The sequence below is a fragment of the Bacillus sp. FSL L8-0152 genome (assembly GCF_038006365.1).
Lineage (GTDB): Bacteria > Bacillota > Bacilli > Bacillales > Bacillaceae_G > Bacillus_A > Bacillus_A cereus.
Genome location: NZ_JBBOVB010000001.1, coordinates 3068390 through 3092104, shown reverse-complemented (window position 1 = coordinate 3092104; position 23715 = coordinate 3068390). Strand labels below are relative to the sequence as shown.

Here is a 23715-nt window from a genome sequence, read left to right as displayed (position 1 = left end):
GAATAGGAAAATACATAGAGGTGATTTTTGTGCAACAATTTGAAGAACTACGTTCAATTTTAGAAAAAGCGAAGAAAATTACAGTATTAACAGGCGCTGGTGCAAGTACGGAAAGTGGTATTCCAGATTTTCGTTCAGCAAATGGGTTGTATGCTGATGCGAATGTGGAGATGTATTTATCGAGAGGGTATTATAATCGAAGTCCGAAAGAGTTTTGGAAGCATTATAAAGAAATCTTTCAAATTAATACGTTCCATCAATATAAACCAAATCGTGGACATCGCTTTTTAGCTGCGCTAGAAGAACAAGGGAAAGATATTACGATTTTAACGCAAAATATTGACGGTTTACATCAATTAGGTGGCAGTAAGCATGTCATCGATTTACATGGAACACTTCAAACAGCACATTGTCCAAAATGTAAATCAGGCTATGATTTACAGTATATGATTGATCATGAAGTACCGCGTTGTGAGAAGTGTAATTTCATTTTAAATCCAGACGTTGTTTTATACGGAGATACATTGCCGCAATATCAAAATGCTATCAAACGTTTATATGAAACAGATGTGCTTATCGTTATGGGAACATCACTAAAAGTACAGCCTGTCGCTTCATTCCCGCAAATTGCAAAGAGGGAAGTGGGAGCAACAACTATTTTAGTAAATGAAGAGTTAACAGGACAGGAATATAACTTTGATTTTGTTTTTCAAAATAAGATTGGTGAGTTTGTTGAAGGGTTATCGTCGGTTAAATAAGTTATTATTTTTATGAAAAACTGAGGTGTATAGAGAACACCTCAGTTTTTTGTTTGAATAAAATTCATGTTATGACGTATGAAGGGGAATGGTAATAAATAGGTTGTAAAATTAAAAAACTGAAAATTAAATCTTTTATTTCTTTAGTAATTAATATAAAATTCTATATATATCATATAAATAAATTTGATACATAATGATTTTGCGTAGAAATGTTAATAGAATGAAGCGAGGGAGCGAAATGAGACAGAAAAAGGAGCAGAAAAAACAATCGAAAAAGAAAAAGACTCATATTCCATTTCGGTTAAATGTACTATTTTTTATTGTCTTTCTTTTATTTTCAGCTATTATAATTCAATTAGGTAAAGTACAAATCATTGATGGAGAAACGTATAGAAATGAAGTAAACAAAAAGGAAGATGTAACGGTAAGTACTCCCGTTCCTAGAGGGAAAATGTTTGATCGACAAGGTCACGTTATTGTAAATAATAAACCATTACGAACCGTTACATATACGAAAATGAGAGGAGTGGACTCGAAAGAAGTTTTACAAGTAGCAAGAGATTTAGCTAAGCTAATTGAAATGTCGCAAGAGGACATGGATAAGTTAACAGAGACAGATAAAAAAGATTTTTGGATGCAGTTAAATGAAAAGCGGGCAGCAGCGAAAGTAACGAAAGAAGATGAGAGTAAATTTAGAAAGCAAGAAATAGAAGGAAAAGAGTTAGATAAAAAAGTAGAAGAACTGCGCCGGGAAAGAATTACACAAGAAGAATTAAATGAGCTTTCAAAGGAAGATATAGAAGTATTAGTAATTAAAAGCAAAATGAATGCGGGATATAAAATGACTCCGCAAATCGTTAAAAAAGACGTAAGTGAAAATGAATATGCTGTCGTTAGTGAAAGGTTGGCAAGTTTACCGGGGGTAGATACAACAGTAGATTGGGAACGTGAATACCCAAATGATAAAATACTGCGCTCTATACTAGGTAGCGTTTCTAATGAAAATGAAGGGTTGCCAAGAGAACAATTAGATTATTATTTAGTTCGTGATTATAATCGAAACGACCGTATTGGTAAAAGTTACATCGAAAAACAATACGAAGATGCACTACATGGAACGAAAGAACAGTCTAAAAATATTATGGATAAAGCAGGGAAGATTGTTCGAACAGAAAAAGTGACTGAAGGAAAAAGTGGAAATAACTTGATGTTAACAGTCGATATGGATTTACAGAAAAGAGTAGAGGGAAGCCTTGAAAAGAATTTACGAGCCTTTCATGCTGCAGAGCCGATGATGGATCGTGCGTTCGTAGTAATGATGAATCCGAAAAACGGTCAAATTTTATCAATGGCAGGAAAGAAAATTGTAAATAAAGATGGCGGTATGCAAATAGAAGATTATGCATTAGGAACGATGACAAGTTCTTATGAGTTAGGGTCAACTGTAAAAGGGGCTACTTTATTAACTGGATATCAAACAGAAGCGATTAAGCCGTATACACACTTCTTTGATGCGCCAATGTATTTTAAAGGAAGTTCTAAGCCGAAGAAATCGTGGAAAGAATTTGGGGATATTGATGATTTAAGAGCTTTGCAAGTGTCATCGAACGTTTATATGTTTAATACAGCTTTAAAAATGGCAGGCATTAATTATGTTCCAAACAATCCATTAGATATTAAACAAGAAACATTTAATAAAATGCGCTACTATTTTAGACAATTTGGCCTAGGTGTGTCGACTGGTATTGACCTGCCAAATGAATCGATCGGTCAAATAGGTAGAACTGATAACATACCCGGATTTTTACTTGATTACGCGATTGGACAGTATGATACATATACACCGCTTCAGCTTGCGCAATATATTTCAACCATTGCAAATGGCGGTTACCGAATGAAACCACAAATTGTACAAGAAGTTAGAGAGCAACCGAATAGACCAGAGGATGCAGGAAAAGTCGTTCGGTCGATTGAACCAGTTGTATTAAATAGAGTGGATATGGAAACTTCGTACATTAATCATGTAAAAGAAGGATTTAGAAGAGTTTTTCAAGAAGCTGACGGAACCGGAACCGGAACATTTAAAGGTCTACCATATAAACCAGCGGGAAAAACAGGAACAGCTGAGACAGTATATGGTGGAGAAAGTGATATTGGAAGAGATGAGAACAACAACCGAAAAAAATGTTATAATTTAACTCTTGCCGGTTATGCACCATATGATGCGGATCCGGAAGTAGCTTTTTCAGTTGTTGTACCATGGGTGAATGATGATAAATCAGGAATTAATTCTGCGATTGGTAAAGAGATTTTGGATGCGTATTTTGAATTAAAAACAAATAGATCAAATACAAATTCAATTCCAGTAGAACAACCGAACAAGGCACAGTAAAAATAGTATCACTGCATGGAAACATATTGTGCAGTGATATATTTTTTGAGTTAAAAAGCGCTTTATAAGGTGGGAATGGATATGAAAAAGGAGATTAAGAGAGGCTGGGGAAAGTACATACTATTTATATTGGTGATAGTCATAGGCTACCATTCTTTTACTTTATGTAAGGTGGAAGGGGAATCGATGCAGCCGACTTTATATGAAGAAGACTACGTATTTGTAAATAAAGCGGTAGTACGTCTTTCTAATTTACAACACGGAGAAATTGTCATTATAAAAGAAGAGGATGAATCGAAATATTATGTGAAACGTGTAATAGGGCTTCCTGGTGATGTAATTAACATAACGAACGGAAAGGTATATGTGAACGATAAAAAGCAAGAAGAACCATATACGAACAAAGATTTATTTAACAACACACAAGTGTTTTATAACTTTCAAAAGACAAAAATTCCACCAAATAAGTTATTTGTAATGGGAGATAACCGCGAAGTAAGTAGAGATAGTCGAAATGGCTTAGGATATATTGAAGAAGATAACATAATTGGCAAGGTGGAATTCGTATATTATCCTTTTTCAAAAATGAAAATGATAGAATAAGTGGGGGATGAGCAAAACCCCACTTATTAAAGTTTCACTTTATTTTCTTTAAAAAACCTTTTGGATTAAATGATATGAAAAATTTATGTTTAGACTCGTCGATTATGAAGTTATTGTTTTTTGTTAAAAACTCTTCCACAGCTTCCATTGGGCCAGGACCCCAATCGGGAAGAAGCGGATTTCCGTTAATGGAGGTATCTTCTACAATTATATAACTGCCAGTAGTGACGATAGATTTATATAGCAAGAGTTCTTTTGAAACATGCTCTTTACTATGATCAGAATCTAAAATAACTAAAATCACATCATCAGGTTTGCGCATACTTACTATTGTTTGGATGGCCTGCACAGAAACAGAAGATGCTGTTAAATACGTAATCCGATTATGTGATGGCCGATTTGGCTGCGGAGTTATATCGATAGTAAGTACGTGACCTTTTCCAATTAAATCTAACATAGAAGCTAAATACAGTGCACTACCACCGTGAAAAGTCCCGCATTCAATAATTAAATCGGGCTTTAATTCATAAATGATTTCTTGATACAAAAAGAGATCAGAGGGAAGTTTACAGATTGGAACTCCAAACCAATGTGTATCTTTTAACCACACAAGGCTGTCGTAATATTGTTTTAGAAATTCATTGCTTATAGTATCGATTTTAAATTCTCCTTTCTAAAAAGGATTCTCTCGTTTGACGTAAAGTGTTTACGCATGAAAGTTGTACTATATATTATGTAGTAAGGAATTGTAAGGCGAGTGTTTTTACTTGAAAATAAGCCAAATAACTCATGTGGAAAATGAAAGGAAATGATCGTATGTACAAATACACAATTTGCTTTATTAGAAAAAGCGATAAAATACTGCTATTAACATAGAAATAAAAAGCCGAATATGGGGATGTGGAATGGTGTTGGAGGAAAAATAGAAGAGAATGAAACGCCATACGAAGGAATAATTAGAGAAACGTTTGAGGAAACGGGCATAGAACTTTCAAGTGTAACGTATAAAGGGACTGTTGGTTTTAAAGGTAAAGGAGAGCCCCAGGCTAGTGAAGGAATGTATGTGTTCGTTGCTGATTTGCCAGATGGAATGCAAATGAATACACCATTACGTACGGCTGAAGGCTTATTAGAATGGAAAGAAATTGATTGGATATTAGATGGTGATAATAGAGGAGTAGTTAGCAATTTACCAAAATACTTACCGACAGTATTAACAGAAGAAAATAAGTTAAAACATATATTCACGTACGATAACCGGAATATTATTAATTACACAACTGCATGTTTGAAAGAAGATGATGCGAACAAGCGATATGAAAAACAACTTGTTTCTCAATAGAAGAGGAAAGTGAAAAATCACGTTTTTGCTCTTGTTATATATGCGAGGTGATTATAAGTTTCAGAAATACAATTCATTGGTCATAATTGTAATATGTATGATATAACTTTTCTTATGGTGAAAGAGTAGAGAACATACGTAAAAGGAATAAAAAAGGAGGTGGCTTTGCCACCTCTTTTCCGTTAGTCACGAATCGCCTTAATCATAAATCGATGTTGCTTCACATCAAAATATCCTTTTTGCAAGATAATCTCATGTATACGATATAACTCCTCATAATACCTTTCGACAGTGAAATCAGGAATTTGCCACGGAATTGCTTTTAAATAATAGACGATAGCGCCAATATCATAAAAGCGTTGGAAAGGGAATTCTTCTTTTGCTTCTAAGATAGTAAATCCGTTTTCCTGTAGTTCATTACATGCCGCTTCAAGCGACCAACTTGCAAATTCACTATTTAGTGGTGTGTCAAATTGGTCATTAAGTTCCGCGCAATCGAGACCGCCAACTTGTTGTGTAAGAAATGTTCCATTTGGAGAAAGGATTCTTTTTACTTCAGAAGCAGCATATGATTCATGTTGGTTTAGGATTAGATTAAACTGACCATCTTGAAATGGCAATGCAGTATCATCGTTCACCTCTACAACAGTAACCCCCAAAGGCTCTAATTTCTTTCGAGCAATTGGCACGTTTGGAGCGTAGCCCTCAGTAGCATAAATAGTTGACGGGAACGGTTGTAACATAGATAAAAACTCTCCGCCGCCAGTCCCCATATCGAGCATTGATTCTGCATGCTGCATAAGCTGGAAAGCTGTACTGCCATATGACCACGATAAAGGCTCGCTCTTCATTCGACCCGTTTCTGAAATAAAAGAAAAATCCCAACCGCTAAAATTTGTATTAGCACTTTCTAATAAAGTTAAAAATAATGGATCACGTTTCATAATTGTATCCTCCTATTTTGTAAGTAAATGATATGGTAAGAAAAGAAAAAAGGAGGACCTCTTATGAAAGGGGAACGGTTTTACGTTTCGTGTTCGAATAGATTCATATAAATTCGCTCCTTGTGAGAATAGTAATTTATATATTCGGGATAATCGAGTGGGAATCCTTTAAAATTATGGGAGAAGGTAGTTGTTTGATGAAAGATTGGATGGAGTGTACAGAAAAAGGTTGCACTCAAACTTTAGAAAAGGTATTTAGTAAACTTAAATTTCCGCCCAGCCCTTTTATGAGATATGTGATATTTCTCACTACTATTATGTAACAATAAAGTCGTACTGTTTATAAAAGAAGTGACGTTTTTGTATCCCTTTGGATTTACTTATCTATGGGATAAGTAAATAAGTAGACATATAAACTGAATATAAAAACGTTTTAATTCTTTGGAAACATTCCATAATTTAGTATTGTTATATATGGAATAAGTTATTTGTACGAAAAGAGGAATAAGATGTTTATACAAAAGTATAAGGATTTGATGCTAGGGATAGTTGGTGCTGTATTAGGAGTAATATCCTTTGTTTATTTTAAAGATTTAGATTATATATAAGACGGGCCTTAAGTTATTATCTGTAACATTAATCATTATAGGTCGGGTTATTGCCTGTGATTCGACCCGTTTCAATAAAAAAGAGAATAATAACGTATAAGATTATTATTATATAAATTTAGCTTGTTGAGCATGGGGAATACTAATCTTACAAAATTGTAAGATTAGAAGTCACATAGTTAGATAGAAGTCATTAACTTATGAAAAAAACTCATCTATAATCCAGATATAAATCATTTACTAAAGGAGTATTCTAATGAAAAAAATTATAAGTTATACGGTTGTTATTGCTATTTTTATAGGAATAGGATTAGGAGTAAAACGTTATGTGCAAGGTCCAGGACAACCAGTCGATGGGATTCTAGTTAGTGGTACTGCAACTGACGTAGAAAAAGTTAAACAAGAGTTTAAAGATGACACTAAACAATCAATAGACTATAAGGTAAAGTACGTCACAATAACAAAAAGGATTCCATTATCAGAAGAAGATAAGAAACAAAATGATACAAATGAAGAATTTGAAATCAACACTACAGAATATGCAGTTATTAATAGTTCTACCGCGGTAAAATTATTTAATAAGGGACTTCTAAGAGCTAGAAAAGATCCAAATTCAGCATCTATTATTTCTGAGAGGGTGAAAGATAAAAATAAAGTATCTAGTGATCAGAATCTATTATTTTCTTATGCGGGTGATAATTTTGAAAATAACCAGTTGAATTTGAACGGTAAGATAGTACCTGCTCAGTATGTTAAACAGCAAATTTGGATTGGGTATGTTCCAATGAACCTTGTTATTCTAAACGACCAAGAATATAATACAATTTCTGAATCAGAGTCAATAATGAAATTGATTCAATTTCAAAAACGTAATTTTGATTATAAAAACAAACAAGAAGTAGACAAAGTTTTACAACAGATTGATAAGCTCTCTTCGAATAATCAGAATAAAATAAACTTTGTAGAGGTACAAGACTAAATTAAAATGAAAATAAGGTGATATAAATGGAAATCGTAAGAATAGAAAATGTAGTCAAAAGTTATGGTGAAGGAAATAGTAGGGTAGATGCTTTGAAGGGCATAAATCTTTCTATACAGCAAGGGGAATTTGTATCAATCGTAGGAGCTTCTGGCTCAGGTAAAAGTACATTGTTACATATTTTGGGAGGGTTGGACCGTCCGAGTTCAGGACAAGTATTTATTGGAGAGAACAATATTTATAATTATTCAGATAATGAACTTTCGATATTTAGAAGAAGAAAAGTTGGTTTTATATTTCAGTTCTTTAATTTAATTCCTGTATTGAATGTGCAAGAGAATATAGCTTTGCCCACTTTACTAGATAATGAACCTGTAGATAATCCTTATATGGACGAAATTATTGAAATTCTGGGACTTCATGAAAGACGAAATCATTTACCATCTGAATTATCAGGAGGTCAGCAACAACGGGTTTCGATTGGGAGGGCACTTATAAATCGCCCACATTTAATCTTAGCTGATGAACCTACAGGAAATCTGGATACTCAAAATACAAAAGAAGTCATGGATTTATTAAGATTGACAGCAAAAAAATATAATCAAACTATTGTATTGATTACTCACGATTTAAAAATTGCATCAACTTCTGACCGTATTATTACAATTGAAGATGGCCAAATCATTTCCGATCAGTGGCTATCCACGAATAAGCCTAAGACGGGAGGAAACTAATCTTGATTGGTAATTATAAACAATTAAGCAGGAGATACTTAAAGGGAAATAAGAAACGAACAATTTTAACTTTGATAGGAATCGTACTCTCTGTATCGTTAATTTCTACAATCGGCCTATTTATGAACGGTACTCAGATTTCTCAAATCGAGAATACGAAAAAGAGGCAAGGGTATTCTTTTCATGCCGTTGTATTAAATTACGATGAATCGATATTGAAAAAAATTAAATATAACCCGCAAATTGAATCATTTGGTTTAATGTCACAGGGAGAAACAGTCCAAGTTGGAGAGGCTGCTGTACAAATGAATTTTGCTGATGATAACGCCTTGGAATTTTTAAAATACAGTATTATTAAGGGCAGATTGCCATCTAATGATCAAGAAGTTGCTGTTGATCCCTGGGTATTACCTTATATAAAAGAAAATATTCAAATAGGTGATTCATTCGAATTAAATGAAAAAAAATACAAATTGGTTGGTTTTCTAAGTGATAGTACATATACACAGGAAAATAAGGTGGGACGGTTACTAACCTATAAGAGTAAGTTTAGCGCTGGTGAAGGAAAAATATTAGTTGGAATTAGCTCAAAAGCAAACTTTAATGAGGTTTTAGAGGGATTCAAGACCATTTCCGGAGAAAATAATATTAATATAAGTAATGAATTAATTCAATTAGAGAAACCAGGTTACAATAATTCGATTATGGCTACGCTAATTATTACAATCAGCATTGTTGTGATAGCGACAATTGTTGTGATTTACAACGCTTTTCAAATCAGTGTCGTAGAACGAACGAGGCAGTTTGGCTTGTTGAGAAGCATTGGTGCAACACGAAAGCAAATTAGACAAATCGTTCTGAGAGAAGCTACTTTTCTGGCTGTTATCGCTATACCAATTGGAATTATATGTAGCCTAATAGCACTTGCCTCTCTGCAGTTCACTTTTTCACTTTTAATGGAAAATAGTAAAGCGGTCTCGATATTTCATGTTGATTGGAATATTTTACTAATCAGTTCGATTATTACCTTGCTTTCTGTAATAGCGTCAAGTTTGTACCCAGCTTATTTTGCAGGGAAAATCTCCCCTTTGTTGGCAATTAGTAGCAGGTTGTCAATTAAAAAGGAACAAATCAAAAAACAAAAGAATTCCATGGTGAAAAAACCTTTATCTATTCCTTTGAGCATGGCTATGAAAAATGTTAAGCGAAATAAAAATCGCTATACCATTACAATCTTATCAATTATTATAAGTAGTGTGTTATTTATTACTTTCTCGTATTTAATGAGTGTTGCATTTGCATCTAAATCTTTTGATAAGTTATCTGTTAAATCGGATATTACAATTAAGATAGTGGATAATAATCCAGATCATTTAGCTGAAAGTGAACAAGTTTTGCATCAATTGAAATCACTTGAAAATATATCTAAAGTATACGAAAAAAAGGAGAATAGCTTTGAAACTAAATTAAAGGATGTAACTCAATCTTCCGCGACAGTAAAGGAAATAGAAAACACGATTGGAAAAAGCTATTCCATTACAATCGTAAATAATTATCAAGAAAATAAAACAAAAAAAGAAGAAAAACTTACTTTACAAGTGCTTGCATATGGTTTCATCACAGTCATTTCTTTAATTAGTAGCGTTAATATCCTCAATACTATAACTATAAGTATCATGACTAGACGAAAAGAATTGGCCGCTTTGAAATCCATTGGTATGTCACAAAAGGATTTGAAAAAAATGATTACCTATGAAGCTTTGATTTACGGTTTTTCGGGAAGTTTACAAGGAATCTTTTTTGGCTGTATATTGTCTTATATTATATATTTAGCTATATCTGATATGTTGAAAATGACATGGACGATTCCTTATGAGGCTTGTATCATTACGTTTGTTTCAGCTTTAATAATTAGTTATTTATCAGTCTTAAATCCATTGAAAAAAATTCAACAAGATAATATTATTGATAATATTAGAGAACAATAATATTATAAGCCTGGCTAGATTATAGCCAGGCTATTGTAATTGGAGTATAAGCTAGGGGAAAAAGGAGAGGGCATACTTGAATAAAAAAATATTACTAGTTGAAGATGATGAAGCTCTTGGCATAGCCATCGAATTTTCATTGAGAAATGAAGGTTATGAGGTGATTAGAGCGTCCAGTGTAAAAGAAGCTAAACACCAGTTTGTTCACAATACATTTGATTTGTCCATCCTTGATATCGGCCTACCAGATGGTAATGGTTATGACTTATGTTTGTATTTTAAAAAGAAAAACGAGAATTCGATTATTATTTTCTTAACTGCACTAGATGAAGAAGCAAATGTGGTAATGGGGCTGGATATAGGCGGTGATGATTATATAACCAAACCTTTTCGGGTTAGGGAACTCATGGCCAGAGTGAAAGTACAATTGCGTAAACAAGCGTCGCTAGAAACGCCATCTCAAATTTTAAGATCTGAGAATATAAGAATCGATACGAACCTAGTCAAGGTTTATAAAAATTGTGAAAGTATTACATTGACGAATTTAGAATACAAGCTGCTATTGAATTTCATGAAGAATTCTCACAAAGCATTAAAAAGAGATGAACTCCTACAACAAATAACAGAAGGAGAAAATGTTTTTTTTGATGAAAACACGTTATCTGTATACATAAAGCGTTTAAGAGCTAAAGTTGAAGACAATCCTCAAAAACCACAGTTTATCGTTACCGAAAGAGGATATGGTTATCGTTGGAGCAAGGACGTGATTGGGTGAGCAAGATAATGAAAAATACCGAGTTAAAAAGCTATATGACGATACTAGCCGTCCTTTTATCTATATTTGTGATTTACCAATTTATTATTCAACAATTATTTTATGATCATTTGAAAAGAGACTCTATTGCAACATGGGGGAAAATTACAGCTAGGTTGGTAGAGCAGAATCCAGAAAATGAAGCGGAAATTATGAAAGTCTTATCAAGTCATTCGTCTCACTCAAGTAAATATCAGGAAAAAGGGACAGAGATCCTAAAGCAATATGGATTATATGAAGACTTGGATTCAAAATTTTTTCCTCACTTAAATAATCTAATTATTAATCACAATCAATTTATGATGTGGGGATTGATTGCTTTTGGATTTTTACTTTTTGTTGCAAACTACATGCAACAAAAAATTATTTTCAATAAGATTAGCCAGCTTACTAGAGCTGCAAAAAAGATAATCGAGGGAGATTACTCGGTTGTCATCAATGAAAATAAAGAGGGGGATTTCGCGAAACTGGCGATTTCATTTCGTTCAATGAGGGATATCATTAGAAAAAATATGCATGATTTGCTTGAAGAGAAACGGTTTTTAGGAGAAATGTTGCAGGATATATCTCATCAGTTAAAAACGCCGCTTTCAACTATTTCTATCTATAATGAAATGTTGTTAAATGAGAAACTATCCCGAGAGCAACAAGCTCAATTACTACAAAATAATGATATTCAGATTTCTAGAATGAATGTCTTAATTCAGAATTTGTTAAAAGTAGCAAAAATTGATGCAAAAGCGATTTCGTTTGATAAAGAGCCAGGGAATTTAGTCGATACGACTGAGGAAGTACTAAATCGCTTGCAGAGCATGATAAGTGATAAAAATATTTTGATTGATTGGAATGCCCCAAGAGAAATAGTCGTTATTCATGACAAATTATGGATGCAGGAAGCTTTGTTAAACCTGTTGAAGAATGCAATCGAACATTCTAAACCCGGTGGTAAAATAATGATTCAGGCCAAAAATTCTCCAATCTATACAGAACTAGTAATCCAAGACTTTGGAGAGGGAATTTCAGCTGAAGAATTACCTCATATTTTTGAACGATTCTATAAATCAAGTAGTTCTAAAAAGCACGGATCGACCGGAATTGGATTGGCACTTGTCAAAGCTATTATAGAGGCACATCACGCCTTAATTACAGTTGAAAGTGAAAAAAATGCTTATACAAAATTTACAATTATTTTTATGAAATTTTAATAACAGTTTGGTATATATTTTAATCTTTTTAATATAAAGGGGTTTTTTTATGTTTAATAGATTGAAGTGTTTTCTTTTATCTGAGAAAGAAATAGTTGATACTGTGAAAAAATACAAGGAGGAAAAAATACACGTTTCCATAATAAAAGATTTTTTAGGGGATTTAATCTTAATAAGAACTTTTACATTTTTAATGTTTGTTCCAGTATCAACTTTTATTTTTTCAGTTATAATTTATGGAGCTGTTTTCTTTTTATCAGGCATTAAGATTACTGTTTGGGGCATCACTATAATGTTATTAGTTCCAATAACATTACTTTTCTATATGAATATAACTAATACAGCAATTATTATTACTGATTTAGTGAGAAAATTTTTATTAACCATAAAATATCTAAATCCATTTTACTCAATCATAAATAAACCTTGGCTCTTTATTTTTGAATTATTAATTGGTTTTTTATATGTATTTCTGCTATCTTTATTTTCTATTTGGATAGTATTACATTCATTAGAAATAGATTTTTCTGAATTTAGTTCGGAGGACAATCGAAGTTTTCAATTTTCAATTATTATTTTACATACAGCAATTTATTTGTTTATAAGAGTTCATGGCCAGTATTGTAAGACAACTAAGCAAAAAATTAAAAAGCTGAAAATGAAGTTTTATTTATGGTTTTGTTCTATGATTGCAAGTATTGTATATATATTTGAATCACTCTTTAATTATATGAATGGAATCCAAGCAATTTATTTTATTTTTGTTTTAATGATTGCTTTAGAAAGAACAGTGACACATTATAAGAAATTTATAGATTTTTTAGAATGTGAAAATTTGTATGAAAAATATTTTTAGAGAGAAAAGTCTTTTGAAATATAAAAAGTTATACTTACTAAATACTGGACGAGTAAAAAAACGCTATTCTTTTTCTAGAATCATAGGAAAAGATAGCGTTTTTGTTTAATATACTCAAAAACAAAAATCTTTTGGTAAAGTACCATTTTTAATAACTGTTCTTAACCCATGTTTTATAATCCAAGGATTAATAGGATGCTGTTTATCACGTAATTGCTGTAACCACTGAAAAACGAGTTCTTTATCTTCTTTCGTAATATCGTTAATATGATTGGCTACAGATTTTTGAACATATTTAGAAGGGTCATTCATTAATGGTTCAAGAAGTTGTAAATTGTACTTAAAATCACCTTTTAGAGCTCCTATTTTTTTAGCCCAAGGAAGCCTTGGTCTTGTACCTTCAGAAACTAATCTCCTAATGTGGCTGTTTTCGTCATGAAGCCACTGTTGTAATATGTTTAGTGTATCTTCATGGTATGTTTCAAGAAAGGGCCGAATGGCATATTCAGCAGTATTCCTTTTCGTTATTTCATACATTGCATTAAACGAGATTTTAAAATCGTTAAGCCCATATTTTTCAACGTATTTTGCAACAGGCATGTACATATATCCATTTGTAAATGTGCCTACTTCTGTTGTATTTTCTGGTCCTAATGTTTTCAGTAATATATGTATTGCGGCATTAAAATCTTTTTGTAAAGCATTGTGTAATTCATCTGCAATTACTTCAATACGCTGTTTTAACTCTAAATTTTCAACTTTACAAGCTACAGAATCTACAAAGATGCTTTTAGAGAAACAAGGATCGTGTTTACAAATAGAATCAGCTATTTTTTCTGCTAATTCTTCATTAAATAAAAATTTTAACGGAATATATTTACCCATTTTTTCACCTCGGTGGTCAAATGAAAACAATTTTTATTTTTTAATCGACAATCCATAAACCAAAGTCTCACTCGGAGTCGTAATACTAAAACCTGTCGTCTTATAATCAAGTTTCACCGTATCACCAGTGTAGTCTTTCGTGAATGAATCCATTTGTACGATAAGCTCTGCATCTTCATATACAACATCATCTGCGTTATATGTATCCCAAATTAAATCGACATCAACGAAAATACTACAAGAGTTCGTCATTGTTCCTCTAATGCGAACGATCTTTTTATCTTCAAGTTCTAATCTATGTATAGCTGCTTTCGCTTCATCAGTAATGCGAATGTTCATTGTATCCCAACCTTTATTTATATTTCCTTTATTATTGCAAAAACAGGAGCAATAGGGAAGTAAAGAGGTTTGCAACAAAAAACGAGCAAACAAATTTGTTTGCTCGTTTCACTTTATTTTAGTTCACATTTATCAAGTGGAATCACTTTTGTTTTTTTCGTAAATTTATAACCTAACCATAGTACTAAGAAGAGTGGTAAACCGATGTAAGAAACGAGTACACCGTTCCAATCAATTGCTTCACCCATAAATGCGCCGTAGTTTTGTCCTAAAATTACGATGATACAAAGTGTAAATGCGAAGATTGGACCGAATGGGAACCATTTTGCTCTATATGGTAAGTCATTTAAATCTTTTCCTTGTGCGATATATGCTTTACGGAAACGGTAATGACTAATTGCAATTCCAACCCATGCGATAAAACCAGACATTCCGGATGCGTTTAATAACCAAATGTATACAACACCATCACCGAATAAAGAAGCAATGAAAGCAATACTACCAACAATTGACGTTACGATTAACGCGTTAACAGGTACACCGCGGCTATCTAATTTACCAAGAAACTTTGGTGCTTTTCCTTGGCGAGCTAAATCCCAAAGCATACGAGTTGATGCATACATACCAGAGTTACCAGCAGATAGTACAGCAGTTAAAATAACAGCGTTCATAACAGAAGCAGCAAAGGCAACGCCCGCTTTTTCAAAAATAAGTGTAAACGGACTTACTGTAACATCACTTGCAGCAAGGCTTTCAGTTGTATAAGGAATTAATAAACCGATAACGAGAATCGCAAGGATATAGAATAAAAGAATACGCCAAAAGATTGAACGAATTGCTTTTGGGATATTACGTTCTGGATCAGACGTTTCACCAGCAGCTACTCCTAATAGTTCAGTTCCTTGGAATGAGAAACCAGCTGCCATAAACACACCGATAATTGCCATGATACCGCCGTTAAATGGTGCATCTGCAACAGTGAAGTTTTTAAATCCAACCGTTTCACCGCCCATAATTCCAAAAATCATCATGAAACCAACAATTAAAAAGATAATAATCGTAACTACTTTAATAAGTGCGAACCAATATTCAGATTCACCAAACCCTTTAACAGATAAGTAGTTTAAAAGGAAAATAATAGCTAAACATAATCCGCTCCAAATAAGAGAAGGGGTATCTGGGAACCAAAATTTCATAATTAATGTTACGGCTGCAAGTTCAGCAGCAATCGTAATTGCCCAGTTATACCAATAGTTCCATCCAAGTGCAAAGCCAAGTGATGGATCAACAAATTTTGTTGCATACGTGCTAAAAGATCCAGTAACAGGCATGTAAGCTGCAAGTTCAGCTAAGCTTGTCATTAAAAAATAAACCATAATTCCAATTGCGGCGTATGCAATTAATGCGCCACCAGGTCCAGCTGTATGGATGACACCACCGCTGGCAAGAAATAGTCCGGTACCAATTGTACCACCGAGAGAAATCATCGTAAGGTGACGAGATTTTAATCCGCGTTTTAATTCACCTTGTCCTTGTGTAGTTTGCGTTTTAGAGGTAGATTGATTTGTTGCGCTATTCATGTTCAACACTCCTTTTCTTGTAGGTTAGGAAGGAGCGGGGGAGAAAAATACAAAAAACCGCCAAAGGAATTTGGCGGAACGTTTCACAAATAACCACCCCATCATACCCTTCCGTTAAGATAGCACCCCACGTTTACACGGTAATTTTGTAAACGTGACAGTTCTGTTCCTTTCGGAGACAGCCCCAGCTCATATTTCCAGAGAAGAAATATAAACTTCGGCAACTTTTCCTTTCAAACGGAGTCAGCTGACATTCTCTGTGTCTCGTCCGTTTTACTATTAAAAGTCGCAACCTCTACCTCATCGGATTGATGAGGATTTATATATTGCTAAGATTTTTAATATATGGCAATTGTAATGACTTTCTGAATATATTGCAAGATATTTTGTTAGGAAAAGTCAAAAAATATCGGTTATTGTATAGGAAACGCTTGCAAAACTCCACCCGAACCTACTATTATGTAGCAATAAGCAAAGAAAAAATTGTTATACAAATGTTTCGCAAAAAATATTGAAAAATCCTCTAAATTAAAAGAAAATTCAGAAAAATATAATTCGACATAACTATCAAAAGAGGATTATTCCTTAAATTCGTTTCAAAGAATAAGTATAAATTTTACGAATAGGATGAATATTCTTTTTATTTTTAGTAAAATTGGGGTATTGTTTAATTGAAAAGGGGAAATCAATATGAAATTAGAAACAGAAAGGCTCTATATAGTGCCGTGTACAGAAGAGAGAATTCAAATTGCTAACGAGCAAGGATACAATAGCGGTCCGCATATTGTAGGGCATGTAAAGAATGTAAAACAAGATGCAGCTATATTACCATGGGGCGCGTGGTATGTTCTTCGGAAAGAAGATGATAGCGTTATAGGTGATATTGGGTTTAAAGGGAAACCAAACGAGAATCAAACAGTGGAAATTGGCTATGGATTTATTGAGAAATATTGGAATAAGGGCTATGCAACAGAAGCTGTAAGAGAACTAATCGATTGGGCTTTCAAAACAGGAGAGGTAGAAACAATAATTGCAGAGACACTTCTAGATAATTATAGTTCGATTCGTGTTTTAGAAAAGTTACATATGAAGAGAGTAAATGCTACAGAAACGATGATTAATTGGAAAATAGAAAAATAAAAAATACCGCTCTAAATTGGGCGGTATTTCTTATAGTTATGGTAGCATTTGCTTCTGATCATTTGGATACTCAGCCGTTGATGCGTTAGGACGATTGGAATGATTTCGAACAGCAATGAAAATAGAAATAATAACGACAAGACCAACTGCAACGTAAGAAAGTGAAATAATAGTTGGATCCACTTTAAATGTAGTAAGCAGTGTACGTATATTCGTAAAGATAATAAGACCGCCAACTAATACCCCAAGTAAATGTGCTGGAACGATACGAACTAACCATGCAGCAATTGGAGCTGCGACAATACCGCCAAGCATTAAGGCAAATACCCAAACCCAGCTTACTTGTTCCCAGCCAAGTGAGATGAAGAAGCCAATTGTTGCAGCGAGTGAAACAGGAAATTCACTCGTATCTACAGATCCAATAACTTTTCTAGCTTCATTTCCTCTTGCTAGAAGAACAGGCGTCGTAATCGGCCCCCAACCACCGCCACCAGTTGAATCAACGAATCCAGCGAATAAACCAAGCGGCACAAGTTGTTTTGCAGACATACGCTTATTTGAAGTGACAATTTGTTTTTGAATGATGAATCGTAATAAAATATAAACCCCTAAAGTAAATAAAAATACGGAAATGTACGGTTTGATTACATCGCCAGGCAAATTACTTAAAAAACATGCCCCAACAAATGCGCCGATTGCCCCAGGTAATGTAAGTCTAGAAACGGTATATTTATCAACGTTTCCAAATTTGATATGAGATGCGCCAGAAGCTGCAGTTGTAACCACTTCAGCTAAATGAACGGACGCGGAAGCTACAGCCGGTGCAATACCAAACATTAATAATAGTGAAGTAGACGTTACCCCATACGCCATTCCAAGTGCTCCATCGATCAATTGAGCGAAAAATCCGATAATAGCAAAGACAATTAATTTCTGCATAAATAATCCCCCTGTAATAATAAATGAAAAAGACACTTTTCCCGTATGAGAAAAGTGCCTTTGGTTTTTCCAATCAGCAATAATTAAATTTGTTTCATTATAATACATATTAATCGTATAAATCAACTAGGTTTTAAAGTTTTTGAATTGAATGAAAGAAAAATAAAATATACAATAAAAGGATGAAGAGAAAGGGGAGAAAGACATGTTACGATTTGATCATCTCGTTCATGCAGTTCATGGTACACCGGAGGAAGCGGTAAAACAAATGCAGGAACTTGGATTTCATACCGCACTAGGCGGAGAGCATACGAATTGGGGTACTTGGAATAGTTTAAGTTATTTTGATTTATCATATATAGAATTTTTAGCAGTTCAACATGAAGAAAAAGCGAAAGAAGCAGAAAATCCATTAGTACAAGAAACAGTGATGAAACTACAAAATGGAGAAGGAATGCTACAAATCGCAATCCGAACAGATGCAATTGAGGAGCTAGTAGTTAACTTTAAGAAGCACGGCTTACATACGATAGGGCCATTTGAAGGGAAACGCATGAGAAAAGATGGCCGGCTTTTAGAATGGAAAATGTTATTTGTTAAGCAAGAAGAGAACGGACTGAAATTACCTTTCTTTATACAGTGGAATGAAACGGACGAAGAAAGAAGAAATGATTTACGTAACATTGGAACGATTACGGAACATAAAAACAAAGTACAACAAATTGAAACGATCCATTATGTAGTGAAAAACGTTCGAGAAACGGTGCGGAAATGGAAAGAAGTAATGGGACTATCTACAAGCTCAGTTGTGAAAAATGAAAAATGGAATGCTGAGTGTCAAAGTGTAGTGTTTGGAGATATTCATGTACAGTTTTGTGAACCGATTGAAGAAGGGCTAGTGCTAGAACATTTGAATAAGAATGGCGAAAATCCATTTGCAGTAGAGTTTACAGGTGGAAATAAACGAGAGCATGAAGTGCTAGGTAGTTTGTACATATATTAATAGAGGTGAATGTTGTGGAAGAAATCCTTAGAGAGATAGAGAGAAAACTAGAATGGCCTCGTATTGCAAAGTGTACAGCTATTTCAAAAGGTTTTTCACATGAAGAGAAGTATAAAATTGAATTAAAGAATCAAGAAACTTATTTTGTAAAAGTATGTGATGCTGTTCATTTTGAATGTAAACAAGAAGAATATACGTATATGAAACAATTAGAGTCATTACATATTCCAACGCCCAAGTTAATTCATTTCATAATACTTGAGAAATTAAATAAATGTGTTCAAGTATTTGAATGGACCCGAGGTATAAATGGTGAAGAAGGTTTAACGAAGCTATCGGTGGAAGAACAGTATAATGCAGGAAGAAAAGCAGGGGAGGTATTAAAGAGGATTCACTCAATTGAAAAAGAAAGTGCAAGTAATAAATGGGAAACATCTAGATGGAATAAATACGAAAGATACATAGAGGCACTAACAGATTACGAGGTGAATTTTCTGGATTTGAAGCCAGTATTAACCTTTGTAGACAAACATAAAGATTTATTGAAAAATCGTCCAATAAGATTTTTACATGATGACTTCCATCCAGCAAATAGTATGATTCATAATAAGGAGTTTATCGTAATCGATTTTGGAGGGTATGATTTTGGCGACCCAATACATGATTTCTATAATGTAGCGATTTTTACTACAAGAATAAGTAAACCATTTGCGGTTGGACAAGTTCACGGTTATTGCGGAGGCGAACCTAATCTACATTTTTGGAAACTGTACTCATTATATGCAGCAATGATATTCCCGGCTGATATCGTATGGACAAACCGAAGCACACCACATTTAGTAGATGATATGAAGGAAAGGTTAAATAGAATTTTAGAAGATCATAATGATTTTTCATCCTATATTCCAAAATGGTATCAATCAAGTGAATTTAATAAATAAAGGAGTAATTTATATGGATAAAATAGCAGTAATTTCAGATATTCACGGTAATATTCAAGCATTAGAATCCGTGTTGAATGATATTAAATTAAGAGGAATCGAGCGCATTATTTGTCTTGGAGATTTAGTAGGAAAAGGACCTCATTCCAGTGAAGCAATTGAAATCATTCGTAAAGAATGTGAAGTAGTCGTAATGGGAAACTGGGATGATTTTATTACAAAGCCAACTGAATTTGAAGCATTAAAATGGCATCAAAAACAATTATCAGAAGAACAAAACGACTATTTAAGAAGTTTACCATTTTCAATCGAATTTTTTATGAGCGGCAAACTCATTCGTATGTTCCACGCCTCACCGAGAAGTTTATATGAAAGAATTCAACCACACGCTTCAAGAGAAGAACGTATTAGTATGTTCGAAAATAGTGATCTGACGGAAAATATAGAAGGGGAAAGAAAACCAGATGTCGTTTGTTACGGTGATGTTCACCAAGCGTTCGTTCAAAATTTCAGAGGGAAAACGTTATGTAACGCCGGTAGCGTAGGAAACCCACTTGAAATAACACAAGCTTCCTATTTAATATTTGAAGGAACTTACAATGAAAAAGAAGCAGCGAGCTTTTCTATTCAACTTGTACGAGTACCGTATGATATTGAATTAGCTATCAGACTAGCAGAAGAACTCGAAATGCCAGAGATTGCAGAATACAAACAAGAGTTACGGACTGCACTGTATCGAGGATTTAAGGGGAAGTAAGCTAATAATATATCAACGATTTTTCAAATATATCTATCATAACTTAAAATATATCAACGATTTTTTCGATATATCAACGATTCGACAAAGGATATCGATTTACCGACAAATAATGATATGAAATGTTACCTGTAATTATGTTATGTAAACTGATTGTAGGAGGAAATATCATGAACCGAATACAACGCATGAAAGAAATTGTAGATCATATTTTAAAATTAAACTTAACTCATCCAACAAGAGTTGGAGTAAGTGGTATTACAGCATCAGGAAAAACAACATTTACAAACGAACTAGCGGAAGAAATAAAAAAACGAGGGTTACCAGTAACACGCGCTAGCATCGACGATTTTCATAATTCAAGAGTGATTCGCTATGCACAAGGTAAAGAATCTGCAAGAGGGTATTATGAAGATGCACACGATTATACAGCTTTCAAAGAAAGATTATTAATGCCTTTAGGACCTAACGGGAATTTACAGTATGAAACGATTTCTCATAACTTAATAACGGATATGCCTGTACATAATGAGCCGCTATTGGCCACACAAAATATGATATTAATAGTAGATGGAACGTTTCTATTGAAAAAAGACGTTGCACATTTATTTGATTACAAAATCTTTGTAGATACAGATTTTGAGATTGCGAGAAAACGTGGTGCTAAGCGGGAAACTGAAGCTTTTGGAGGTTATGAAGAAGCAGAGAAGATGTTTTTAAACAGATATCATGCGGCCTGTAAGATGTATATAGATGAGCGTAATCCGATAGAGTGTGCGGATGTTGTATTTCAGAATAGTGATTTAGAAAATCCAGAAGTTATATTTCATGAAAGAGCGTAATACATAATCAGAAATATATGTATAGCCTTTTATTTATTGTTATAATTAAATTAATTTTATGAAGCAAATAAAAGGGGATAAGACAATAAAAAACGCAAAAAGGGGACAGGAAATTTAATGAATGAAGTACTAGAATTAAAAGAAGAACTACTACAAATTAAAAATAATAATTATGCTGTACCAGAAGATGTGGATGCATATCCATATGCGCAGTGGATGTTAGATTATATCGGATCACCTGATGCTGAATTACGTGATGATTTAATTTATAGTACGCTTCACACATGGATTACAAATGATGTATTTAGACAAAAAGAGTTACGAGGATTAATGTTACAAGCGATTAGTCCTGATTATTTATTTTATAAAATTAGTGAAAAGGGAACAGACTCTGTATTTAAACGTGCGTTCTCCGTATTAATTCCGCCACTTATTTTATCTGTTCATGAAAGAGAACCATTGTTATCGGAAGAACAATTGTACAGTGTAGCAGAACAAGTGCTGGAATATGTATATTTAGAAGAAGATGTAAGGGGTTACGTAGAAGGGAAAGGATGGGCACATTCTACAGCACACGCAGCGGATGCGCTCGATGCGTTAGCACGTACAATACAAAATCGTGAGTTTTCATATGCAATATTAGCTGCTGTTCGTCAGAAGGTTCGTTTAAATGACTACGTGTACATACACTTTGAGGATGAGAGATTAGTAAAGCCAATTATGTCATTACGCGATCAAAATCTATTAACTGGAGAAGAGTGGAGCAATTGGCTACATAGTATAGCAACTGTTGAAGATATCCGACATCCGCAGCATGCTATTTTAGTACAAAATATTAGAACTTTCCTAAGAAGTTTTTATTTCAGAGTTTTAGAGACAGAAGGAAGTACAGCCTTTACAGATGATATATTGGAGACTTTGAAGGATTTGCGTAGGTATTAAAATAATCCATAATTAGAAACAAAGAATACAGTTAATTTTGAAAAATTTATTAGAAATTTATTTTTACATTGTACCCTTTTAGTATAGGCTGAAAGGGGTGTCAAATGAAAAAATTATTAAAGTCAGTGAAAATAATATTTTTAATATGTATTAGTATGATTTTCTTTGGAACAGGCGCTGTATTTATATATCATAACTATCAATTAAAAATGGAATCGAAATTAATGAACAATGAAGGCGAACTTGTTAATTTCGATAATAAAAAATTGAATGTTTATAATGAGGGGAGCGGGGAGGATACGTTTGTATTTATGGCCGGATCTGGAATTGCCGCTCCTGTTTATGAATTGAAAGGTTTATATAGTAAATTTTCGAAAGAAAACAAGATTTCTGTAATTGAGAGAGCTGGTTATGGATACAGTGATGTTTTTCAAGATGAGAGAGATATTGATACGATATTAGAACAAACAAGAGAAGCGCTTATTCGAAGTGGAAATAAACCACCATACATCTTAGTACCACACTCTCTATCGGGTATAGAGGCTATTTATTGGGCACAAAAATATCCGGGTGAAGTAAAAGGGATTATTGCATTAGATATTGGTTTACCTAAACAGTACGTAACTCATAAAATAGGCATGGTGGATTCATTAAAAATAAAAGGGATGAATATTTTAACGAAAATTGGTTTTCAGAGATTAGCTCCCTCTATTACTTATAATCCTCAGGTCATTAAGCAATCCTTTTTAAACGAACAAGAAAAAGAATTTTATAAAGCGCTTACATACAAAAGGGCTTTTAATGATGATATGAAGCAAGAACTTTTACAAAGCTACAATAACAGTAAAAAATCAAATTCCTTATCAATCCCAAAAGAAACACCTATTTTATTTATAGATGCAATTGCTAGGCAAAATAAAGATTCAAAGTATACAAAGCAAAAAAATAAAGATTATAAGGAGTTTGCTAGCGAGTTATTAAGAGCTGATGTGAAAATAATTGAAGGCACACATAGTATTTATTTATACGCTCCTGATGAAATATACAAATTTGCTATGAATTTTATTAATAATAAAGTAGTGAAGAACTAAGCTATTGCTATGATAGCAATGAAAGGTCTA

Annotated in this window: 22 protein-coding genes, 1 pseudogene and 1 riboswitch; of the genes and pseudogenes, 17 read left to right on the top strand and 6 right to left on the bottom strand. The window is 33.4% G+C overall.

Annotated features, from left to right (window positions below):
* Nucleotides 1-29 precede the first annotated feature (29 nt).
* From MHH27_RS15600 to lepB, 3 genes are all read left to right on the top strand, one after another.
* Nucleotides 30-758 carry an NAD-dependent protein deacylase gene (locus MHH27_RS15600; protein WP_141541752.1) on the top strand — a complete coding sequence of 243 codons (729 nt, stop codon included), beginning with the start codon at nucleotides 30-32 and terminating at the stop codon, nucleotides 756-758.
* Between the two features lie 241 nt (nucleotides 759-999).
* A complete protein-coding gene (locus tag MHH27_RS15595) occupies nucleotides 1000-3153 on the top strand; it encodes a peptidoglycan D,D-transpeptidase FtsI family protein (RefSeq protein ID WP_023522349.1) in 2154 nt (717 codons plus the stop codon).
* An 81-nt stretch (nucleotides 3154-3234) separates the two neighbouring features.
* Nucleotides 3235-3756, top strand: coding sequence for a signal peptidase I (lepB, locus tag MHH27_RS15590; protein WP_002094069.1), 522 nt, complete (start codon nucleotides 3235-3237; stop codon nucleotides 3754-3756).
* A 34-nt stretch (nucleotides 3757-3790) separates the two neighbouring features.
* On the opposite strand, the gene MHH27_RS15585 is transcribed toward lepB, so the two are convergent.
* Entirely contained in the window at nucleotides 3791-4414 is a 624-nt protein-coding gene (locus tag MHH27_RS15585; protein ID WP_265736938.1) for a cephalosporin hydroxylase family protein, read from the bottom strand.
* Nucleotides 4415-4572: 158 nt separating this feature from the next.
* On the opposite strand from MHH27_RS15585, the pseudogene MHH27_RS15580 reads away from it, so the two are divergent.
* Nucleotides 4573-5098 (top strand): annotated as a pseudogene (locus MHH27_RS15580) (NUDIX hydrolase).
* Nucleotides 5099-5280: 182 nt separating this feature from the next.
* Here MHH27_RS15580 and MHH27_RS15575 read toward each other — a convergent pair.
* Nucleotides 5281-6042 carry a class I SAM-dependent methyltransferase gene (locus MHH27_RS15575; RefSeq protein WP_000817586.1) on the bottom strand — a complete coding sequence of 254 codons (762 nt, stop codon included), beginning with the start codon at nucleotides 6040-6042 and terminating at the stop codon, nucleotides 5281-5283.
* An 864-nt stretch (nucleotides 6043-6906) separates the two neighbouring features.
* On the opposite strand from MHH27_RS15575, the gene MHH27_RS15565 reads away from it, so the two are divergent.
* From MHH27_RS15565 to MHH27_RS15540, 6 genes are all read left to right on the top strand, one after another.
* The gene (locus tag MHH27_RS15565) at nucleotides 6907-7629 is read left to right on the top strand and encodes a lipoprotein BA_5634 family protein (RefSeq protein ID WP_072938836.1); all 723 of its coding nucleotides are present in this window, start codon (nucleotides 6907-6909) and stop codon (nucleotides 7627-7629) included.
* Nucleotides 7630-7655: 26 nt separating this feature from the next.
* A complete protein-coding gene (locus MHH27_RS15560) occupies nucleotides 7656-8363 on the top strand; it encodes an ABC transporter ATP-binding protein (protein ID WP_000407086.1) in 708 nt (235 codons plus the stop codon).
* 2 nt (nucleotides 8364-8365) lie between these two features.
* Nucleotides 8366-10351 (top strand): ABC transporter permease, encoded by a 1986-nt coding sequence (locus MHH27_RS15555; protein WP_097822352.1) that lies wholly within the window; start codon nucleotides 8366-8368, stop codon nucleotides 10349-10351.
* Between the two features lie 76 nt (nucleotides 10352-10427).
* Entirely contained in the window at nucleotides 10428-11126 is a 699-nt protein-coding gene (locus MHH27_RS15550; RefSeq protein ID WP_001035094.1) for a response regulator transcription factor, read from the top strand.
* An 8-nt stretch (nucleotides 11127-11134) separates the two neighbouring features.
* Nucleotides 11135-12370, top strand: a complete 1236-nt coding sequence (locus MHH27_RS15545) for a HAMP domain-containing sensor histidine kinase (RefSeq protein ID WP_340944853.1) — start codon at nucleotides 11135-11137, stop codon at nucleotides 12368-12370.
* Nucleotides 12371-12419: 49 nt separating this feature from the next.
* Nucleotides 12420-13226 (top strand): hypothetical protein, encoded by an 807-nt coding sequence (locus MHH27_RS15540; RefSeq protein ID WP_098566926.1) that lies wholly within the window; start codon nucleotides 12420-12422, stop codon nucleotides 13224-13226.
* Between the two features lie 114 nt (nucleotides 13227-13340).
* Here MHH27_RS15540 and MHH27_RS15535 read toward each other — a convergent pair whose 3' ends face one another.
* The 3 genes from MHH27_RS15535 to MHH27_RS15525 form a co-directional block, all read right to left on the bottom strand.
* Nucleotides 13341-14111 (bottom strand): DNA alkylation repair protein, encoded by a 771-nt coding sequence (locus MHH27_RS15535; RefSeq protein ID WP_097822353.1) that lies wholly within the window; start codon nucleotides 14109-14111, stop codon nucleotides 13341-13343.
* A 33-nt stretch (nucleotides 14112-14144) separates the two neighbouring features.
* A complete protein-coding gene (locus MHH27_RS15530; RefSeq protein WP_001026167.1) occupies nucleotides 14145-14450 on the bottom strand; it encodes an iron-sulfur cluster biosynthesis family protein in 306 nt (101 codons plus the stop codon).
* Nucleotides 14451-14563: 113 nt separating this feature from the next.
* Nucleotides 14564-16030, bottom strand: a complete 1467-nt coding sequence (locus MHH27_RS15525; protein ID WP_001083396.1) for an amino acid permease — start codon at nucleotides 16028-16030, stop codon at nucleotides 14564-14566.
* 112 nt (nucleotides 16031-16142) lie between these two features.
* Nucleotides 16143-16336, bottom strand: a riboswitch (Lysine riboswitch).
* Between the two features lie 384 nt (nucleotides 16337-16720).
* Between MHH27_RS15525 and MHH27_RS15520 the strand changes: the two genes are divergently transcribed.
* Nucleotides 16721-17170 carry a GNAT family N-acetyltransferase gene (locus MHH27_RS15520; protein WP_025117841.1) on the top strand — a complete coding sequence of 150 codons (450 nt, stop codon included), beginning with the start codon at nucleotides 16721-16723 and terminating at the stop codon, nucleotides 17168-17170.
* Between the two features lie 36 nt (nucleotides 17171-17206).
* Here the strand turns inward: MHH27_RS15520 and MHH27_RS15515 are convergent, their stop codons facing one another.
* Nucleotides 17207-18109: a sulfite exporter TauE/SafE family protein gene (locus tag MHH27_RS15515; RefSeq protein ID WP_001170743.1), complete on the bottom strand. Its 903-nt coding sequence runs from the start codon at nucleotides 18107-18109 to the stop codon at nucleotides 17207-17209.
* A 205-nt stretch (nucleotides 18110-18314) separates the two neighbouring features.
* On the opposite strand from MHH27_RS15515, the gene MHH27_RS15510 reads away from it, so the two are divergent.
* The 6 genes from MHH27_RS15510 to MHH27_RS15485 all read left to right on the top strand — a co-directional run bounded on the left by MHH27_RS15510 (nucleotide 18315) and on the right by MHH27_RS15485 (nucleotide 23685).
* Nucleotides 18315-19112, top strand: a complete 798-nt coding sequence (locus MHH27_RS15510; protein ID WP_340943214.1) for a VOC family protein — start codon at nucleotides 18315-18317, stop codon at nucleotides 19110-19112.
* A gap of 14 nt (nucleotides 19113-19126) precedes the next feature.
* A complete protein-coding gene (locus MHH27_RS15505) occupies nucleotides 19127-20053 on the top strand; it encodes an aminoglycoside phosphotransferase family protein (RefSeq protein ID WP_075717765.1) in 927 nt (308 codons plus the stop codon).
* Nucleotides 20054-20066: 13 nt separating this feature from the next.
* Nucleotides 20067-20810: a metallophosphoesterase family protein gene (locus MHH27_RS15500; RefSeq protein ID WP_000357655.1), complete on the top strand. Its 744-nt coding sequence runs from the start codon at nucleotides 20067-20069 to the stop codon at nucleotides 20808-20810.
* Nucleotides 20811-20980: 170 nt separating this feature from the next.
* Nucleotides 20981-21652 carry a uridine kinase gene (locus tag MHH27_RS15495; RefSeq protein WP_097947192.1) on the top strand — a complete coding sequence of 224 codons (672 nt, stop codon included), beginning with the start codon at nucleotides 20981-20983 and terminating at the stop codon, nucleotides 21650-21652.
* 117 nt (nucleotides 21653-21769) lie between these two features.
* Nucleotides 21770-22594 (top strand): DUF2785 domain-containing protein, encoded by an 825-nt coding sequence (locus tag MHH27_RS15490; protein WP_097947193.1) that lies wholly within the window; start codon nucleotides 21770-21772, stop codon nucleotides 22592-22594.
* Nucleotides 22595-22698: 104 nt separating this feature from the next.
* Complete coding sequence (locus tag MHH27_RS15485; protein ID WP_097914082.1) at nucleotides 22699-23685, top strand: alpha/beta hydrolase; 987 nt, start codon at nucleotides 22699-22701, stop codon at nucleotides 23683-23685.
* Nucleotides 23686-23715: the final 30 nt, after the last annotated feature.

Excerpts from the sequence above, each read along its gene's own strand:
- MHH27_RS15490 (WP_097947193.1), top strand. The coding sequence starts at position 21,770 with ATGAATGAAGTACTAGAATTAAAAGAAGAACTACTACAAATTAAAAAT.
- MHH27_RS15545 (WP_340944853.1), top strand. The coding sequence starts at position 11,135 with ATGAAAAATACCGAGTTAAAAAGCTATATGACGATACTAGCCGTCCTT.
- MHH27_RS15495 (WP_097947192.1), top strand. The coding sequence starts at position 20,981 with ATGAACCGAATACAACGCATGAAAGAAATTGTAGATCATATTTTAAAA.
- MHH27_RS15510 (WP_340943214.1), top strand. The coding sequence starts at position 18,315 with ATGTTACGATTTGATCATCTCGTTCATGCAGTTCATGGTACACCGGAG.
- MHH27_RS15485 (WP_097914082.1), top strand. The coding sequence starts at position 22,699 with ATGAAAAAATTATTAAAGTCAGTGAAAATAATATTTTTAATATGTATT.
- lepB (WP_002094069.1), top strand. The coding sequence starts at position 3,235 with ATGAAAAAGGAGATTAAGAGAGGCTGGGGAAAGTACATACTATTTATA.
- MHH27_RS15500 (WP_000357655.1), top strand. The coding sequence starts at position 20,067 with ATGGATAAAATAGCAGTAATTTCAGATATTCACGGTAATATTCAAGCA.
- MHH27_RS15520 (WP_025117841.1), top strand. The coding sequence starts at position 16,721 with ATGAAATTAGAAACAGAAAGGCTCTATATAGTGCCGTGTACAGAAGAG.
- MHH27_RS15535 (WP_097822353.1), bottom strand. The coding sequence starts at position 14,111 with ATGGGTAAATATATTCCGTTAAAATTTTTATTTAATGAAGAATTAGCA.
- MHH27_RS15575 (WP_000817586.1), bottom strand. The coding sequence starts at position 6,042 with ATGAAACGTGATCCATTATTTTTAACTTTATTAGAAAGTGCTAATACA.
- MHH27_RS15530 (WP_001026167.1), bottom strand. The coding sequence starts at position 14,450 with ATGAACATTCGCATTACTGATGAAGCGAAAGCAGCTATACATAGATTA.
- MHH27_RS15560 (WP_000407086.1), top strand. The coding sequence starts at position 7,656 with ATGGAAATCGTAAGAATAGAAAATGTAGTCAAAAGTTATGGTGAAGGA.
- MHH27_RS15515 (WP_001170743.1), bottom strand. The coding sequence starts at position 18,109 with ATGCAGAAATTAATTGTCTTTGCTATTATCGGATTTTTCGCTCAATTG.
- MHH27_RS15595 (WP_023522349.1), top strand. The coding sequence starts at position 1,000 with ATGAGACAGAAAAAGGAGCAGAAAAAACAATCGAAAAAGAAAAAGACT.
- MHH27_RS15540 (WP_098566926.1), top strand. The coding sequence starts at position 12,420 with ATGTTTAATAGATTGAAGTGTTTTCTTTTATCTGAGAAAGAAATAGTT.
- MHH27_RS15565 (WP_072938836.1), top strand. The coding sequence starts at position 6,907 with ATGAAAAAAATTATAAGTTATACGGTTGTTATTGCTATTTTTATAGGA.
- MHH27_RS15525 (WP_001083396.1), bottom strand. The coding sequence starts at position 16,030 with ATGAATAGCGCAACAAATCAATCTACCTCTAAAACGCAAACTACACAA.